Below are 17,301 nucleotides of genomic sequence, written 5' to 3' on the forward strand. Positions count from 1 at the left end.
GCTCTACACCCATTCGAACGATCCGCTGCTGAAGCATCTCTGCCAGCTCGTGATGACGGACGAAGCCTTCCATCACAAGTTCGGCAAGATCTGGGCCGACCGCACGATCCCCAAGCTCAACGAGGAAGAGCGCAACCTGATCGAAGACTGGGCGGCGACGTGCTTCCAGACGCTTCTCTTCAATCTCGGTTCGCCTGAGCAGAAGAAATATATGTATGCCCGCTTCGGCCTCAACTGGCAGGAAGTTCAGGACGAGCTCATCAAGGCGCGCACCAATGAAGTGCGCCGCAAGGCGATGGCGAGCAGCACGAATATTTTCCGCGTGCTCATCAAGACGTTGCTCAAGGGCGGCATCATCACCGAACGCACCAAGGCCTTCTACGCCGTCTATGTCGATATGGACGAGTTGAAGGGCGAAGGCGACGAGATGGTCGGCGACGCGATTGCCGAGGAAGGCATCGAATATCTGAAGACGGTGAACTTCGGCCAGAAGGTCGGGAACTACGTCGCGGCTGAATAGTCCGCAATCGGATAAATGATACGTGATGGCCGGGCTTGACCCGGCCATTTTCGTTTCAAGCCCGCGCATGACGGAATGGGCGGCTGAAGACTTACTCAGTGCGCGCGTAAGGCTGCACCTGAAAATCTGCGCCCTCGCCGCTCACCTTCGCTTCAACGCGATAGACCGCGCGGAGGTTTTCGGGCGTCAGCACGTCGCGCGGCGCGCCGTCTGCGTGGATGCGGCCTTCATTCAACAGGACGAGCCTGTCGCAATAATGCGCGGCCAGTGAAAGGTCGTGGAGGACGGCGACGACCATGCGGGTTTTGCCCGCATAGGCACGCAAGACTTCCATGACGCCGATCTGGTGATAGGGATCGAGCGAGGATACCGGCTCGTCAACGAGGAGAAGCGGCGCTTCAACGGCCAGCGCACGAGCGAGCAGCACACGGGCGCGTTCGCCGCCAGACAGAGTCAGCACATCGCGGCTGCGGAATTTTTCTACATCGGCAAGATGCAATGCACGCTCTATCGCATCTTCGTCGGCTGGTCGCGGCGCGCGAAACGGCTCGAGATGCGGCAGGCGGCCAAGCGCCACGAGCCGTTCGACCGTGAGCGGCCAATGGCTTTCGGCACCTTGCGCGAGATAGGCAAGCATGCGCGCGCGGGCACGCGTTTCCATGTCGCCAATCGCGACACCGTCGAGCGTGATCACTCCCTCGAAGGGAATGAGGTTTGCAATGGCGCGCACCAGCGTCGTCTTGCCGACGCCATTCGGGCCGATCAAGCCGATGAAGCCGGGGCTTTCGAGATCGAGCGACAGGCCGTGCAAAATGCGCGCGCCACCAAGCGAGGCTTGAAGATCGGAGACTTGCAGGCGCATCAGTTTGCCTCCCGCCTTGTGCGCAGGATCAGCCACAAGAAGAACGGCGCGCCGATCAGCGAGGTGACGACGCCGAGTTTCGGCTCGGGGCCGATGGTCGGCAGGCGCACGAGAAGGTCGGCGGCGAGGACGAGGGCCGCGCCTGCAAGCGCGCTCGGCAACAGCAATCGCCCCGGCTGATGGCCGACCAATGGCCGCACGAGATGCGGCACGACGAGGCCGACAAAGCCGATGACGCCAGTGACGGAAACGGCGGCGCCGACCGCGAGGCCCGTGCCGAGGATCGAGCGAAGCTTCAGCGACGACTGGTCAAAGCCGAGGCTCGCTGCCGTGTCCTCGCCCAGCGTGAGCGCATCGAGCGCGCGCGCGGTCGATGCAACGAGCACGAGGCCGACCGCGATGAAGGGCGCGGAAAACCAGACCTGATCCATGCTGCGATCAGTGAAGGAGCCAAGCAGCCAGAAGATGATTTCGTAAACGGCGTAAGGCGATGCGGCGAGGCTGAGCGCGAGCGAGGTCAGCGCCGAGGCGAAGGCGGAAATGGCAACGCCTGCCAGAATGATCGTGACGATGGATGGGTTCTTGCCTGCCAGCATGTAAAGCAGGCCGAGGCTGAGCAGCGCGCCCGCAACGCCGCCGAGCGGCACCATCATGGCCGAGCCTGCCGCCCAGCCGAAATAGAAAACCAGCACCGCGCCCAAAGCCGCGCCGCTCGACGCACCGATGAGACCGGGCTCTGCAAGCGGGTTGCGCAGCAAGCCTTGAAGCCCAGCGCCGGTGAGGCCGAGCGTCGCGCCGACGATGAGGCCGAGCAGCGCGCGCGGCAGACGCACCTCTTCAAGGATCAGCCAGGCAAGCGAGCGGTCGATCTCGTCAATGGCGCGCAGTTTCGTGAACAGCAATTCGCCGCCGCGACCGACATAGATGGAGGAGACGAAGAAGATCGCCGCGAGCGCCGCGAGCCCGAGATTGACGAGGAGATAATTCGGCAGACGACGCATCAATGTGTCCCCGCAACGTCGAAAGCGTCGCGAGCAGCGGCGAGCCGATCCGCAATCTCGGTGACGAAAGGCGTGCCGCATGTCCAGAGCTTTGCGGGCAGGTCGATGGCGCGCGCATATTTTGCGACATAGACGCGAAGGGCGGGATGCTCCAGCACTTCATGCGCAAGCGATGGTTCATGCGCGCGATAAATGCCCACGGCAACGAAATCGGGCCGCTTGTCGATCAGTTCTTCAATGGTGAGGTTGACGAAACCGCCGCTGGACGATGCCTTCACGACATTTTCAAAACCGGCATGAGTCAGCAACTCGCCGAGGATTGTGTTTGCCGCCGCCGCACCGCCGAGGTCCTGATAGATGACCGCGCGCGGCGCATGCGCAAGGCTTGGGCGCGCCGATGCCGCAAGACGCGCATCGAAGCGGGCGATCCATGCCTCGCCCTTCTCGATCTGTCCAAGCGCTGCGGCGACGCGGCGGATATTGTCGCGGATCTCGTCAAAGCTTTCGCCCTCGCTCACCTGCACCACGGGCACATGGGCGCGCGCGAGCAGGCTCAGCGTGAAGGGCGAGGAATAACGATGCGCAAGAACGAGGTCCGGCTTGTAGCTCAGGATTTCCTCTGCCGTCGCATTATTGAGCGGCAGATTGCGCGCGAGATCGGCGACGGGCGAATCCTCGGGATCGGCGGCGACACGGAAGACGGATTTGACCGTGCCGGGTTCGGCCAGTTCGAGCGCCAGCACATCCGAACAGAGATTGATCGAGACGACGCGCTGCGGGTGGCGCGTTTCCGCCTGCGCCCCGCTTGCGAAGATCAGCGACATGAGGGCCAGAAGGCCTGTCTTCAAAGCCGCATTCATCTTTCGCTCTCGGTGGGGGCTGGTCGAGCGCAGTCTAGGCGGCACCCGACCATGCGTCTAGTCGGCAGCAAGCCGGACGCGCCGCGCGCTGCGCGCAAGCAGGGCGCGCATCACGATCGTGAGGCCTGCTGCCGCAATAAGCGCGACGGCGAGCGCGAGGATGCCTGCTGTGTAACTCTGCGTCGCCTGCTTGACCCAGCCGACGACATAAGGACCGACAAAGCCGCCGAGATTGCCGGTCGCGTTGATGAGCGCGATGCCGCCCGCCGCCGCCGTACCGGCCAGGAAGGTCGGCGGAATTGCCCAGAAGGGCACGATCGAGACATAGACGCCAATTGCCGCCACGCCGAGCGAGGTGATGACGAGAAGCGGCGAGCCGAACCATGCGCCGCCGATGAAGCCCGCAGCGCCGACGAGACAGGCGATGACGGTGTGCCAGATGCGCTCCTGCGCGCGGTCGCTCGACCAGCCCCAAAGCGGCATGGCGACGGCGGCGAAGGCATAGACGAGCGCAACGATCCAGCCGACCTGAATATTGGTGAAGCCCATCTGCTTGATCATCTGCGGCAACCAGAAGCTGATGCCATAAAGGCCAATGACGATGCTGAAATAGATCGCGCACATCAGCAGCACGCGGGCGTCTTTCAGCGCGGGCCAGAGCGTGTGCTTCGCATCGACATGCGTGTTGGCGCGATCACGCGCGAGGCAATCGGCGATGAGCGCCTTCTCGTCATCGGAAAGCCACCGCGCTTTTTTAGGGCCGTCAGGCAGCAACCAGAGCACGGCAAAGCCCAGAACGAGCGCGGGCACCGCCTCGATGACGAACATCCATTGCCACCCCTTCAGGCCCATATGTCCGTCAAAGCCGAGCAGCCATGAGGAAACCGGCGCGCCGATGACGCTCGCGAGCGGAATGGCGATGAAATAGGAACCATAGAGTTTCGCGCGCAAGTCGGCGGGAAACCAGTAGGTGAGATAGAGGATCATGCCCGGCGCGAAGCCTGCTTCCGCCGCGCCGAGAAGAAAGCGCAGGATGTAGAAGCTCATCGGCGTCGAGACGAAGGCCATGGCGCCGGAGATCAGGCCCCATGTCACCATGATGCGGCAGATCCAGATGCGCGCGCCGATCTTCTCGATGACGACGTTCGAGGGCACTTCGAAGATAAAATAACCGATGAAGAAAATGCCAACGCCCCAGCCGAAAACTTCAGGCGTGAAACCGAGATCGGCATTCATGGTCAGTGCGGCAAAGCCGACATTCACACGGTCGAGAAAGCTCACCATATAGAGCAGGATCATCAGCGGAATGATCCGCCGCGCGGCGCGCGAAAAGAGGCGGCGCTCGTCTGGCGTCAGATTTTGTGCGGTCACTTATGCCCTCCCCCGATGGTGGTCGCGACCATAAGGGAGGCCGATGCTCCGGCATAGGGGCCAGATTTATTTCTTCAGCTTCTCAAGGCCCTGCATGACGAGCTTGGGCGAGCGGTCCTCCGTGAACAGACCCCAAAAGGCTTCCTCGGGATGGACGCCCGCGACGGGGTTGAAGTCGGAGGTGCGCCATGGCGCGTCGAAGGCGGAGAAATAGGAAAAGGCCCTTGCCCGCGAAGGCTTGAACTGCGCTTCCAGCGCGCGCCAGAAGGCCGCCTGTTTCTCGGCGTCGTAACCCAGATTCATCGGCCCGGTCGGCAGGCCGGTTTCCTTGATGAGGATCGGGCCGCAATAAGCATCGGCGAGCTTGTCCGTCGCCTTGACCACGAAGTCGGCCCAATTGACCGGGCCGGCGGTCGCAAACCATTTCTCGAAAATCGGGTGGATATTGACCAGCATGAAATCGAGCTGGCCGCGCACGTCGCGCGCATCGCTGTCGAGGAATTGCGCGAAAGGCTCGCTGACTGTGAGCGGCACGTCCGGCACGCGGGCGCGCATCAGCGCCAGATAGGATTGCAGGTTCGCCCAGGTGCCACGCTTGCCGAAAATGATCTCATTGCCGAGCGATATGCCGACGACGAGCTTCGGATGCGCCTTGACGGCGCGGAGTGCGTTTCGCACTTCCTCGGGATCGGCGGGCGTCCAGAGGCCGATGACGACGGCCTTGTAGCCAAGCTCCTGCGCGATGTCGGCGACATGCTCGTTTCCGTCGCGAGCGGAATAGGTCACGAGGCCGTCGAAGTAAGGCCGCAAGGCCTTCAGGTCTTCGCGGATGCTCTCCGCTGTCGCGGACGTGATGTTGCCGTCGATAATCTTCAGGCCGGTCGGGTTGTAGGTGACGAAGCGCGCCGTCGCCATGGCCGTTTCGAGCCGCGCCAATGCGGGCGCGACGGCCTTGCGCGGCGCGCAGGGCTCGGCGGCGAAGGCCGCGCTGGAGATGAAAACCGACAGGAGGACGACGAGAATTTTGCGCATGGGCAAAGACTAGGCGGGTTTTTACGGCCGCGCCAGTGGCTCAAAAGGCGACGAAAAGTGCGCCCATGGCAATGAGGGCGACGCCTGCCCAGTTGAGCGGCGACAGATGCTCGCCAAGGAAGATGACGCCGAATATGGCGACGAGGACGACGCTGAGCTTGTCGATGGGCGCGACCTGCGCCGCATTGCCGATCTTCAGAGCGCGGAAATAGCAGATCCATGATGCGCCAGTCGCGAGGCCGGAGAGCACCAGAAAAATCATTGTGCGAAGCGAAATCGGCTCGGTGTTGCGATATTGGCCGGTGGCATAGAGGATCAGCCCCAGCGTAACGAGAATGACGATGGTGCGGATGAAGGTCGCGAGATCGGAATTTATGTTCTCGACACCGACCTTGGCGAAGATCGCCGTCAGCGCCGCAAAGACCGCCGAGAGCACGGCCCAGAATTGCCAGGAAGACGCGAGGCCAGATGACATGGAGCGGCTCCCTTGAGGCTGCGCGCTAGAACGGCTTCACAATGGCGAGATAGTAAATCGCGGGAATGAAGATGACCACCAGCGGTGTCGAGACTTTGAAGAAAAGCCAGTGGAACCGCATCATGGCCTCGTGTCGCGCCATGTCGCCGCGGTTCCGCAGGCGCGCCTTGTTGCCGCCGAAATGGGAGATGTAATAGTCGATGGCTTCCATGGGGATGAAGATGGCGGCAACGATGACGAGCTTCACCGCAAGCCATGTGAAGCCGTCAAGCGACCAGCCACCCGCGAAAAACATCGCAAGGCCTGTCACCAGCAACAGCGGAAAGGCGACATGCTCAAGGATCGCCCCGCTGTCGAAGCGCTCCATCGCCCAGTCGCGACGCGCAATGCGCTCGGGATCGGCGGGCGCGCGCGACCATGCGTTGAAGACCGGAACGATATAGTCGCGATAGGCAACCGCCGTGCTGAAGGACCACATGGCCACCGAGATGACATGCAGAAACTTCAGCTGGAAGTACCAGGGCTGCAGAACTTCTCCGAACGCTTCCAAGACCTGCCCCTCGAACAGCCTGCCTGTCAGTCGAAGGCTTCGTCCCAGGTGCCTTTGGTCGAGGCCTTGGAGTATTCGGTGGCGCGGTTTTCAAAGAAGTTCGCGTGCTCGATGCCGTTCAGCATCTCGTCCATCCAGGGCAGCGGATTCTTTTCCGTGCGATAGATGGGCTGGAGATTGAGCTGCACCAGACGACGATCGGCGATGTAGCGGATGTAGCGCTTCACATCGTCAGCCGACATGCCCTCGACGCCGCCCATTTCGAAGGCCAGATCGATGAAGGCGTCTTCGTGATGGATGATCGTCTCGCAGGCCTTGTAGATGTCGCGCCGCAGTTCCTCGTTCCAGATTTCCGGATTCTCGTCGATGAAGGTGCGGAAGAGCTTCACGATTGAATTAGTGTGCAGCGTCTCGTCGCGCACCGACCATGTGATGATCTGGCCCATGCCCTTCATCTTGTTGAAGCGCGGGAAGTTCATCAGAATCGCAAACGACGCAAAGAGCTGCACGCCTTCGGTGAAGGCGCCGAAGACAGCGAGCGTCTTGGCAATGTCTGCCTTCGTCTCCATGCCCCATTCGCGCATATAGTCGAACTTGTCCTTCATCTCCTTGTATTTGAGGAAGGCTTCGTATTCGGCTTCGGGAATGCCGATGGTGTCGAGCAGATGCGAATAGGCGGAGATATGCACCGTCTCCATATTGGAGAAGGCGCTGAGCATCATCGCAACTTCCGTCGGCTTGAAGACGCCGGAATAATGCTTCATGTAGCAATTGTTCACTTCGACGTCGGCCTGCACGAAGAAGCGGAAAATCTGCGTCAGCAGATTGCGCTCGCCGGGCGTCAGCTTCTTCGCCCAATCCTTCACGTCATCCGCAAGCGGAACTTCTTCCGGCAGCCAATGAATGCGCTGCTGCGTCAGCCACGCATCATAGGCCCAAGGATAGCGGAAGGGCTTGTAAACGAGACGTTCTTCGAGAAGTGAGGACATGTGTGGCTCCCGTCGCCTGCGTTTTCTTGCTTTATTCGTCGGATTACTGGCAGGCCAGGCACTCGTCATATTCGACGACTTCGCGGCGAGCTTCGACGACGACCTGATCGAGCGTCTTCACTTCAAGCGTTTTGGAGGGCACGAGCGAGATGACTTCGGCCTTTTCAGCGCGCTGGATCGAAAGCGAGCGGCAGTAATAGAGGCTCTTCACGCCCTGCTTCCAGGCTTGCAGATGCAGCTTGTGCAGGTCGCGCTTGTGGACGTCTGCCGCGAGGAAGAGGTTCACCGACTGCGCCTGATCGATCAGCGGCGCGCGGTCGCCCGCATGCTCGATGACCCAGCGCTGGTCGAGTTCAAACGCGGTCTTGAAGACGGCCTTTTCATCATCCGACAGGAAGTCGAGATGCTGAACCGAGCCGCCGCTCGTGACGATGTTCGACCATGTGTCGTCGTCGTTGCGGCCCTTTTCTTCGAGCAGCTTCGTCAGGTGACGATTGCGGACGTTGAAGGAGCCCGACAGCGTCTTGTGCGTGAAGGAGTTCGCGGCAATCGGCTCGATGCCCGGCGAGGTGCCGCCGGTGATGATCGAGATCGAAGCGGTGGGCGCAATCGCCGTCTTGTTCGAGAAGCGCTCATGGAAGCCAAACTGCTTTGCGTCCGGGCAGGCGCCGCGTTCATCGGCAAGCTTGCGCGATGCGGCATCGACGCCTTCCTTGATCGCCTTGAACATGCGCTTGTTCCAGACCTTCGCCATCACGCCCTCGAAGGGGATCATGTTGGCTTGCAGGAAGGAGTGATAGCCCATGACGCCGAGACCGACGGAACGCTCCTGCGCGGCTGCATATTTCGCGCGGCTCATCTCGTCGGGCGCACGATCGATGAAGTCCTGCAGCACGTTGTCGAGGAAGCGCATCGCGTCTTCGATGATGTTCGGATTGTCCTGCCACTCGAAATAGTTCTCGAGGTTGAGTGAGGACAGGCAGCAAACGGCCGTGCGCTGCTCGCCATGCTGGTCGATGCCGGTGGGCAGCGTGATTTCGGCGCAGAGGTTCGAGGTTTTCACTTCGAGGCCCGCGAGCTTGTGATGCTCGGGACGCGCGTTGTTCACGGTGTCCTTGAAGATGATATAGGGCTCGCCCGTTTCGATGCGCGAGGTGAGCATGCGAATCCAGAGCGAACGCGCGGAAACGGTCTTCTGGACGGTCTTGTCCTTGGGGCTCAGCAGCGCCCAGTCGGCATCGGCCTCGACCGCACGCATGAAAGCGTCGGAAACGAGAATGCCGTGATGGAGGTTCAGCGCCTTGCGGTTCGGATCGCCACCGGTCGGGCGGCGCATTTCCATGAATTCTTCGACTTCGGGATGGTCGACCGGCAGGTAGACCGCCGCCGAGCCGCGGCGCAGCGAGCCCTGGCTGATCGCCAGCGTCAGCGAATCCATGACGCGAATGAAGGGAATGATGCCGCTCGTCTTGCCGTTGCCGCCGACCGTTTCGCCGATGGAGCGCAGATTGCCCCAATAGGAGCCGATGCCGCCGCCCTTGGCCGCGAGCCAGACGTTTTCGTTCCAGAGGCCGAGAATACCTTCAAGGCTGTCGCTGGCTTCGTTGAGGAAGCAGGAAATGGGCAGGCCGCGCTGCGTGCCGCCATTCGACAGGACGGGCGTTGCGGGCATGAACCAGAGCTTGGAAATGTAGTCATAGAGGCGCTGGGCGTGGGCCTCGTCGTCGGCATAGAATGACGCGACGCGGGCAAAAAGGTCCTGAAACGATTCGCCGGGCAGCAAATAGCGGTCGCGCAGCGTCGCCTTGCCGAATTCGGTCAGAAGGGCGTCGCGGGCGTGGTCCACCTTCACGCGATAACCATGGGCGACCTGAACCACCTGATCCATCTCGCCAAACGGCATCTCGGGCTCGGCAGTCGTCGCCATGTCGCCGCGCGGGCGATGCGCGCCCGCACGGCTCGGCGCACGCTCGCCCGTGATGATCGCGGAAAGGGTGGCCTCGACTTCGCTCATATCAACCGCTTTCGACGTATCATTCAGCATAGCAATCCCCTCTTGGCCTCAATTTGCGCTCAAACGGCGCGCAAAACCTCTCCGGGCGAAGCAAACACCTTCGCCGCCGCTCTACCCTTCGATAAGGGCAGAATTTATGTATTCGCTGATAACCTCGCTCCCCCGGGAGCCCCAAATCAGTGCGAGGTGTCCAGATATAGTAGAGCGCGGTGGCAGGAGGTCAATACGTTGTGGCCTCGTCAGGAATGTTTTTTTGGTTAATGGCCGCCGGCGCGGGCCTCTGACATAAAAAGATGTGATATTTCAGAGGCTTGATTTTATTTTGTACCCGCGTTCGCCGCCAGCGAAGGCTTGACAAAGGACAATTCACCCCATGTTCGACACAGCCGCCCGCCGCACCTTTTTTCCCGAAATCGAGCCCTTCAATACGGGCACTTTAAAGGTCTCGGCGCTGCATACGATCTATTATGAGGAATGCGGCAACCCACGGGGAAAACCTGTCATCATCGTTCATGGCGGGCCCGGCGGCGGCTCCAATCCGACGATGCGGCGCACGCATGATCCCCTCGCCTACAGAATCATCCTCTTCGATCAGCGCGGCTGCGGGAAGTCGACGCCCCATGCCGAGCTGCGCGAGAACACGACCTGGGATCTCGTCGCCGACATGGAATTGCTGCGCGAGCATCTGAAGATCGAGCGCTGGCAGCTTTGCGGCGGCTCATGGGGCTCGACGCTGGCGCTCGCCTATGCCGAGACGCATCCCGACCGCGTCACCGAAATTATCCTGCGCGGCATCTTTACGCTGCGGAAGCGTGAACTCGACTGGTTCTATCAGGAGGGAACGGACGCGCTGTTTCCCGATGCATGGGAACATTTCGTCGCGCCGATCCCGCAGGCAGAGCGCGGCAATCTGATGGCGGCCTATTACAAGCGGCTGACGGGCGACAATGAGGCTGAAAAGATCGCCTGCGCCAAGGCCTGGAGCATCTGGGAGGGGACGACGCTGTCGCTTTTCTCCGACGCCGAGCGCGTGGCACGGTTTGCGGACGGGCACTTCGCCCTCGCCTTCGCACGGATCGAGTGCCACTACTTCATGAACAAGGGCTGGTTCGAGCCGCAGGATCAGCTGATCCGCAATGCGGGCAAGCTCACGGGCATTCCCGGCGTGATCGCGCAGGGCCGCTATGACGTGGTGACGCCGATGTTCACGGCCTGGGAATTGTCCAAGGCCTGGCCGGACGCCGAGTTGAACATCGTGCCGGATGCGGGCCATACCGCGACGGAGCCGGGCATCGTCGATGTGATGGTGCGGACGAGCGATCGCTTCGCAAAGGTGTGAGCGCGACACCTTCCATGCGCATTCTCTATCTCATCAACGAGGCCAATTCCGGGCCGGGCGTATTGCTGGAAGAAGCAACGCGCCTCGGCGCGAGCGCCGATCTCATCTTTGCGCCGGAGACGCGTGATTTTGCGACGGGGGCGGTGCGCGATGTGCCGGCGACGAGCGAGGGATATGACGGGCTTGTCGCGCTGGGCGGCATCATGGGCGTCTATGACGAAGCCGATCACCCCTTCATCGACAAGACGCGGGCGCTGATGCGGCGCTTCCATGAAGAGCGCAAGCCAGTGATGGGCGTTTGTCTCGGCGCACAGATGCTTGCCAGCGCCTTTGGCGGGCGCGTTTACAAGATGGGCTATGACGAATGGGGTTTCCTGCCTCAGACATGGACGGCCGAGGCGACGGAAGATCCGCTGCTTGGCGACGCCGAACAGGGCCTTGCAATCATGCAGTGGCATGGCGACACCTTCGAGCTGCCCGAAGGTGCGGTGCGGCTTGCGACGCGCGAGACTTGCGCCAATCAGGCGTTTCGTCTCGGCGAGCGGACTTATGGGTTTCAGTTCCATCTCGAAGTGACGCGAGAGACGACAGATTTCTGGACGCAATTGCGCGCGGAAAATTCGGCACTCCCGCTCGATGAGATCAAAGCGGGTTTGAATGCCGAGGCGCTGCCTGCGCAGCAGGCATTTGCGCGGCGCGTCATGGGGCGCTGGATGGCGCTGGCGGAGTAGCCGCCGATCGTCGCCCCGGAACAAATCCGAGGCGACGATCGATTCAAATATCGTTCAGAAATTCACGCGGCTCGTGATCGCGCCGTCGACCAGCATGTTGATGCCTGTGGTGAAGGACGATGCGGGGCTGACGAGGAAGACAGTCGCATTGGCAATATCCTGCGGGGTCGCCATGCGGCGCATGGGATTGCGGGCCATGGTCGCCTTGAACATGTCGGGCATATTCGTTTCGACCATGTGCCAGACGCCGCCCTTGAAATAGACAGTGCCGGGCGAGACGAGATTGACGCGCACATGCTTGCCCGCATGCTCCTTGGACAGGCCCTTCGCCAGATGAATTTGCGCCGCCTTCATTGCGCCATAGGCATTGCCGTTGGTTGTCTCGGCCGCAGAGACGGACGAGATGATGACGACAGCGGCGTCGCCGGATGCCTTGGCGGATTTTTCAAGAAAAGGAAGCGCCGCGTCGAAGGAGCGTTGCGCGCCCATGACGTCAATGTCGAAGCAGCCCTTCCATGCTTCCTCGGTATTGCCGATCGTCAGCGCGCTGGCATTGGCCACGAGAATATCGATGCCGCCGAGCTGGTTGCCTGCATCGGCAATCCACTTCTTGAGCGCCGGACCATCCGCAATATCGACGACACCGCCGACCGCATTGACGCCTTTTGCCTTCAGGGCGGCGACCGTTTCGTTCACCTGATCCTGATTGCGGGCGCAGATCGCCACATCGGCGCCTTCGGCGGCCAGCGTTTCGGCGATGGCGCGGCCGATGCCGCGCGTGCCGCCGGTGACGATTGCCTTCTTGCCCTTAAGTCCGAGATCCATTTGCCTTCTCCCTGAATTGTGCTTTTAGAGAACCTATCGCTAATTCCCCGGCGCGGCGAGATAGAGTTCGCGGATCGAGCGCAAGATATCGGCAATCCGCAAACGGATCAGCTTGACGGTGCTTTGGGGCGGTGGCGGATCGAGATCAAGACCGATTTTCTTCGGCGAGTTTCCATCATCTGTCGCAAGCGCAACAAGCTCGACAGTGCCTGCGCGAATGCGGGCGCCCGCCGCGATCTCGCGTCCGAGGCGTGCATGCATGAGGCTCGACAGCGTCAGATCGCGTTCATGCGGCGTCACGAGAAATCCATAAATATCGGCCACCTCGCCCGCATTGGCATCGGGACCGAGCGTGAAATCGAAAACGCCGACGCCCTTCGCCTTGGTGCGAGGTTTGCGCGCGGCAAAAAGCCGGTCGAGCGTCGGCAGATCGTCAACATCGCTTACAAGCATGACGACATCGCCGGGCTTGAGGCCGTCGGCAGGCTGTGTTTCGCGCATATGCCCGTCGCGCATGACGGAAAGGATTTGCGTAGCCGCCGGAAGCGGCAGACGGCGCAAGCGACGCAACGCCAGTAGGCTCATCGGATCGACCGTATAGGCGACGACGGAACGACCGACGCCTGCAGGCAGATTGAGTTCGGCGCGAGCCCGCGGGCTTGGCCGCGAGGGAAGCTCCAGCCCGGCAAGTCGCGCAATGCGCGGCACCGTCCATCCTTGCGCGATCAGCGAGATCAGCACCACGACATAGGCGACGGCGAAAATCACATGGGCATTGTGAAGGCCGGACATGACCGGGATCATGGCAAGAAAAATCGGCACGGCGCCGCGCAGCCCGACCCAGGAAATGAAGCCGAGTTCCTTGCGCGCAAATTTGAATGGCGTGAGGCAGAGAAAAACCGCGACGGGCCGGGCAATCAGCATCAAAACGGCCGAGATGGCGAGGGCGGGCAGCAGCACCGGCAGAAGCCGCGCGGGCGTGACGAGAAGCCCCATCATCAGAAACAGGCAAATCTGGGAAAGCCAGGCCATGCCGTCTGAAAAACGCGCGATCTCCGCCGTGGCTCGATGGGGATTATTGCCCAGCCGATAGCCGACGAGATAAATCGCCAGAAAGCCGCTCGCGCCGACAGCCTGAGTGGCCGCGAAAACGACGATGGCGAGCGCGCAGGCCAGAATGGGATAAAGCCCCGCGGAAAGTTGCACCCGATTGACGGCGCGCAGCACGATCTGGCCGCCGATAAGGCCGAACAGAACGCCGCCGACAAGTTGCCAGGCGAAATCGCCGGCGAGCAACAGCGGATTATCCATAAAGCCCTGAGCCGTCGCGCCGCTTGTCGCCACCTGAACCAGAATGAGGGTCAGGAAGATCGCCATCGGATCGTTGATGCCGGATTCGACTTCCAGCGTCGCGGCGACACGCTGCTTGAGCCGCAAACCCTTCAGATGCAGCAGCGAAAAGACGGCGGCGGCATCGGTCGAGCCGACAATGGTGCCGAGCAGCATCGCCTCGACCCATTCGAGCTTCAGAAAATAGCGCGCGGCGAGGCCGGTAATAAGCGCCGTGATGATGACGCCTGCCGTCGCAAGCAAAAGTGCCGGCGCGCCAGCCTGTATGAAGGCTTCGCGACGCGTGCGCGAACCGCCGTCGAAAAGGATCAGCGCCAGCGCGACCGAGCCTGCGAGATAGGCGACCTTGAAGTTGCTGAAGTGAATGCCGCCAAGGCCATCTTCGCCCGCCAGCATGCCCAGACCGAGAAACACGAGCAGAACCGGCGCCCCGATGCGGGACGAAAGGACACTGGCAAAAATCGCAAAAGTTATCAGGGCCGCCGCGATCAGAATGATGTGGTTGGCAGATTCCATGAGGGCCAGGCGGCTTGGGATACAAGATGGTTAGGCCGACCGTTCACCCATGAACAGGGCAGGTCGGCAAACAGGATGGACCGGGTTCAGCCCGAGGTTGTACTGTAGAGCATGATCCGGAATGTTGCAGATTTTCTGGGTCTTGTTCCAGATTCAATAGCTGCCCCGCCCGGACGACGAAAAAACAAGAAGCCCGGCGGCACAAAATGGGAGGACGTGATGGATTTGGCTATGCGGCCCGAAGATGTGGCCTTTCGCGATGAAGTGCGAGCGTTCCTGAACGAGAACCTCACCGACGACCTCAAGGCGCATGCGCGCCTGACGCCCGGCATTCTCGCCGATCACGACCTGCGGGTCGAATGGCTGAAGCGGCTTTACAAGCGCGGCTGGTCGGCACCCTCCTGGCCGAAGGAATATGGCGGTACGGGCTGGAACGTCATACAGCGCTTCATCTATGCGTCAGAATGTGCCGCTGCCGGCGCGCCGATCGGCTCCAACATGGGTCTCAGCATGGTCGGACCGACGCTGATGGGCCATGGCCGTCCTGACCAGAAGGCGCATTACCTGCCGCGCATCCTGTCGGGCGAAGACTGGTGGTGCCAGGGCTATTCGGAGCCGGGTTCGGGTTCCGACCTCGCCTCGCTTCAATGCAAGGCCGTCTCCGACGGCGACGACTACATCATTAATGGCACGAAGCTCTGGACGACCGGCGCGCATATCGCCAACAAGATGTTCTGTCTCGTGCGCACCGATCCCAACGCCAAGAAGCAGGAAGGCATTTCCTTCATTCTGATCGACGAGTTCGACGCGCCGGGCATCAAGGTCGAGCCGATCATCACGCTGGCGGGCGACCATGAAGTGAACCAGGTGTTCTTCGACGATGTGCGCGTGCCCAAGGCCAATCGCGTCGGCGCGGAAAACAATGGCTGGACGGTTGCCAAATATCTCCTCGAGTTTGAGCGCGGCGGCGCGGCGCATGGCGCGAACCTCCGCAACTCGCTGAACAAGCTCAAGGTGATTGCCGGCACCGAACATAGCGATGACGGCACGAAGCTCATCGACGATCCAGCTTTCCGCCGCAAGATCGACGAGACCGATGTGGAGGTGACGGCTGTCGAGTTCACCGAGCACCGCATCATGTCGCAGCTTTCCAACGGGCAAAACCCCGGTGCGGCGGCCTCGATCATCAAGCTGCGCGGTGCCGATACGAGCCAGCGCATTACAGAGCTGGCGATGGAAGCGATCGGCTATTATGCCGAGCCGCATGTGCTGGAAGCGCGCAACTGGGGCTCGAACGTGCCGCCGGTTGGCCCCGACCATGCGCTGATGGTCATGCCGAAATATCTGAATACGCGCGCCTCATCGATCTATGGCGGATCGAACGAGGTTCAGCGCGGCATCATGGCGAAGGCGGTGCTGGGGCTTTAAGCCCCGGCCCGTCCGGGCTGCCTCGCCCGATCTTCCGTGGCATGAGGGCCTCGACAGACTGCCTGAAAAGCTGACAGATAAAGCTTCTCGCGGGGCCGCACGGCCTTGACGCAGCGTCGACAAAGAAAAATTGCGGAAGACACAATGGATCTCAATCTCACGCGCGAAGAAGCGACGTTCCGTGACGAAGTGCGGGCCTTTCTCGACGAGAAACTCACGCCCGAACTCAAGGAAGCGGGCAGCCTGACCACCAGCGTTTTCACCGACAAGGAGTGGAACCTGAAGTGGCAGAAAATCCTGCATAAGAAAGGCTGGGTCGCCCCCGCCTGGCCGGTCGAATATGGCGGCACCGGCTGGAACGAGATGCAGAAATATATCTGGGCGTCGGAATGCGCGAGGGCAGGCACGCCGCATCTCTCGCCCATGGGCCTTCGCATGTGCGCGCCCGTGCTGATGAAATACGGCACGCCGGAACAGAAGGCATTTTACCTGCCGCGCATTCTCGCGGGCGAGGATTACTGGTGCCAGGGCTATTCGGAGCCGGGTTCGGGGTCTGATCTTGCGAGCCTCCAATTGCGCGCCGTCAGCGATGGCGACGACTATGTGCTCAACGGATCGAAAATCTGGACGACGCATGCGCATTTCGCCAATCGCATGTTCTGCCTCGTGCGCACGAAATCGGACGGCAAGCCGCAGGAAGGCATCACCTTCATTCTGCTGGAAATGGACACGCCCGGCCTCAAGGTCGAGCCGATCATCACGCTGGCGGGCGAGCATGAAGTGAACCAGGTGTTCTTCGACGATGTGCGTGTGCCGAAAGCAAACCGCGTCGGGCCTGAGAATGAAGGCTGGACGGTGGCGAAGTATCTGCTCGAATTCGAGCGCGGCGGCGCCTATGCGGCAGGGCTTGCGGTCGGCATCGAGAAGATCAAGATGATCGCTGCGGCAGAACGCTCGGATCATGGCGCGCGCCTGATCGACGACCCGGCCTTCCGCGCGAAGGTTTCGGAAGCCGAGATTTCGGTACAGGCCATGGAGATCACCGAGCATTGCGTGATGTCGGCACTGTCGGGCGGCAAGAATCCGGGACCTGCATCCTCCATGCTGAAGACCTGCGGCTCGGAGATGACGCAGAAGATCGATGAGCTGGCGGTCGAGGCCATTGCCTATTACGCCGATGTCGATCAGCACGCGGCGCGCATGCCCGGCTCCAATGTGGAACCGGTCGGCCCGCGCTACGGGCTGACGTCAATGCCGCGCTATCTCAACAATCGCGCCTCCACGATTTACGGCGGCTCGAACGAGATTCAGCGCGGGATCATGGCGAAGCTGGTGCTGGGGCTTTAAGGGCGGTTCCGAGGGCAAGTTACCCCGTTTCGTCATGCCGGACTTGATCCGGCATCCATCTTTGCTTCGCACATCAAGAGAAGATGGACCC

15 protein-coding genes and 1 pseudogene are annotated in these 17,301 nt (G+C 61.3%); 5 read left to right on the forward strand and 11 right to left on the reverse strand.

The genetic code is table 11. The features are described from left to right. Positions 1–520, forward strand: a pseudogene (locus WA943_RS06915) (ferritin-like domain-containing protein); the annotation flags it as partial. Positions 521–611: 91 nt separating this feature from the next. On the opposite strand, the gene WA943_RS06920 reads toward WA943_RS06915, so the two are convergent. From WA943_RS06920 to WA943_RS06960, 9 genes are all read right to left on the reverse strand, one after another. After that, the gene (locus WA943_RS06920; RefSeq protein ID WP_424469127.1) at positions 612–1,382 is read right to left on the reverse strand and encodes an ABC transporter ATP-binding protein; all 771 of its coding nucleotides are present in this window, start codon (positions 1,380–1,382) and stop codon (positions 612–614) included. Then, the gene (locus WA943_RS06925; RefSeq protein WP_424469128.1) at positions 1,382–2,383 is read right to left on the reverse strand and encodes a FecCD family ABC transporter permease; all 1,002 of its coding nucleotides are present in this window, start codon (positions 2,381–2,383) and stop codon (positions 1,382–1,384) included. The genes WA943_RS06920 and WA943_RS06925 overlap by 1 nt, the downstream gene beginning before the upstream one ends. Further along, positions 2,383–3,243: an ABC transporter substrate-binding protein gene (locus WA943_RS06930; RefSeq protein ID WP_424469129.1), complete on the reverse strand. Its 861-nt coding sequence runs from the start codon at positions 3,241–3,243 to the stop codon at positions 2,383–2,385. Before WA943_RS06930 ends, WA943_RS06925 begins: the two co-directional genes overlap by 1 nt. A gap of 57 nt (positions 3,244–3,300) precedes the next feature. Further along, positions 3,301–4,614, reverse strand: coding sequence for an MFS transporter (locus WA943_RS06935; protein ID WP_424469130.1), 1,314 nt, complete (start codon positions 4,612–4,614; stop codon positions 3,301–3,303). Positions 4,615–4,680: 66 nt separating this feature from the next. Further along, a complete protein-coding gene (locus WA943_RS06940; protein WP_424469131.1) occupies positions 4,681–5,646 on the reverse strand; it encodes a hypothetical protein in 966 nt (321 codons plus the stop codon). 40 nt (positions 5,647–5,686) lie between these two features. Further along, positions 5,687–6,121, reverse strand: a complete 435-nt coding sequence (locus tag WA943_RS06945; protein ID WP_424469132.1) for an EamA family transporter — start codon at positions 6,119–6,121, stop codon at positions 5,687–5,689. Positions 6,122–6,146: 25 nt separating this feature from the next. Continuing rightward, entirely contained in the window at positions 6,147–6,671 is a 525-nt protein-coding gene (locus WA943_RS06950) for a hypothetical protein (RefSeq protein ID WP_424469133.1), read from the reverse strand. A 26-nt stretch (positions 6,672–6,697) separates the two neighbouring features. Next, the gene (locus WA943_RS06955) at positions 6,698–7,660 is read right to left on the reverse strand and encodes a ribonucleotide-diphosphate reductase subunit beta (protein ID WP_424469134.1); all 963 of its coding nucleotides are present in this window, start codon (positions 7,658–7,660) and stop codon (positions 6,698–6,700) included. Between the two features lie 43 nt (positions 7,661–7,703). Then, on the reverse strand, positions 7,704–9,704 hold the full coding sequence (locus tag WA943_RS06960; protein WP_424469135.1) for a ribonucleoside-diphosphate reductase subunit alpha: 2,001 nt from the start codon (positions 9,702–9,704) through the stop codon (positions 7,704–7,706). 343 nt (positions 9,705–10,047) lie between these two features. Between WA943_RS06960 and pip the strand changes: the two genes are divergently transcribed. Both pip and WA943_RS06970 read left to right on the forward strand, forming a co-directional pair. Then, positions 10,048–11,013, forward strand: coding sequence for a prolyl aminopeptidase (gene pip, locus WA943_RS06965; RefSeq protein WP_424469136.1), 966 nt, complete (start codon positions 10,048–10,050; stop codon positions 11,011–11,013). 14 nt (positions 11,014–11,027) lie between these two features. Further along, entirely contained in the window at positions 11,028–11,744 is a 717-nt protein-coding gene (locus WA943_RS06970) for a type 1 glutamine amidotransferase (RefSeq protein ID WP_424469137.1), read from the forward strand. 54 nt (positions 11,745–11,798) lie between these two features. Here the strand turns inward: WA943_RS06970 and WA943_RS06975 are convergent, their stop codons facing one another. Continuing rightward, positions 11,799–12,569 carry an SDR family NAD(P)-dependent oxidoreductase gene (locus WA943_RS06975; RefSeq protein WP_424469138.1) on the reverse strand — a complete coding sequence of 257 codons (771 nt, stop codon included), beginning with the start codon at positions 12,567–12,569 and terminating at the stop codon, positions 11,799–11,801. Between the two features lie 39 nt (positions 12,570–12,608). Next, on the reverse strand, positions 12,609–14,435 hold the full coding sequence (locus WA943_RS06980) for a potassium/proton antiporter (protein WP_424469139.1): 1,827 nt from the start codon (positions 14,433–14,435) through the stop codon (positions 12,609–12,611). Positions 14,436–14,654: 219 nt separating this feature from the next. On the opposite strand from WA943_RS06980, the gene WA943_RS06985 reads away from it, so the two are divergent. Both WA943_RS06985 and WA943_RS06990 read left to right on the forward strand, forming a co-directional pair. Beyond that, positions 14,655–15,863, forward strand: a complete 1,209-nt coding sequence (locus WA943_RS06985; RefSeq protein ID WP_424469140.1) for an acyl-CoA dehydrogenase family protein — start codon at positions 14,655–14,657, stop codon at positions 15,861–15,863. 144 nt (positions 15,864–16,007) lie between these two features. Continuing rightward, a complete protein-coding gene (locus WA943_RS06990) occupies positions 16,008–17,210 on the forward strand; it encodes an acyl-CoA dehydrogenase family protein (protein WP_424469141.1) in 1,203 nt (400 codons plus the stop codon). Positions 17,211–17,301 lie beyond the last annotated feature (91 nt).

The sequence above is a fragment of the Parvibaculum sp. genome (genome assembly GCF_049651025.1).
Taxonomy (GTDB): domain Bacteria; phylum Pseudomonadota; class Alphaproteobacteria; order Parvibaculales; family Parvibaculaceae; genus Parvibaculum.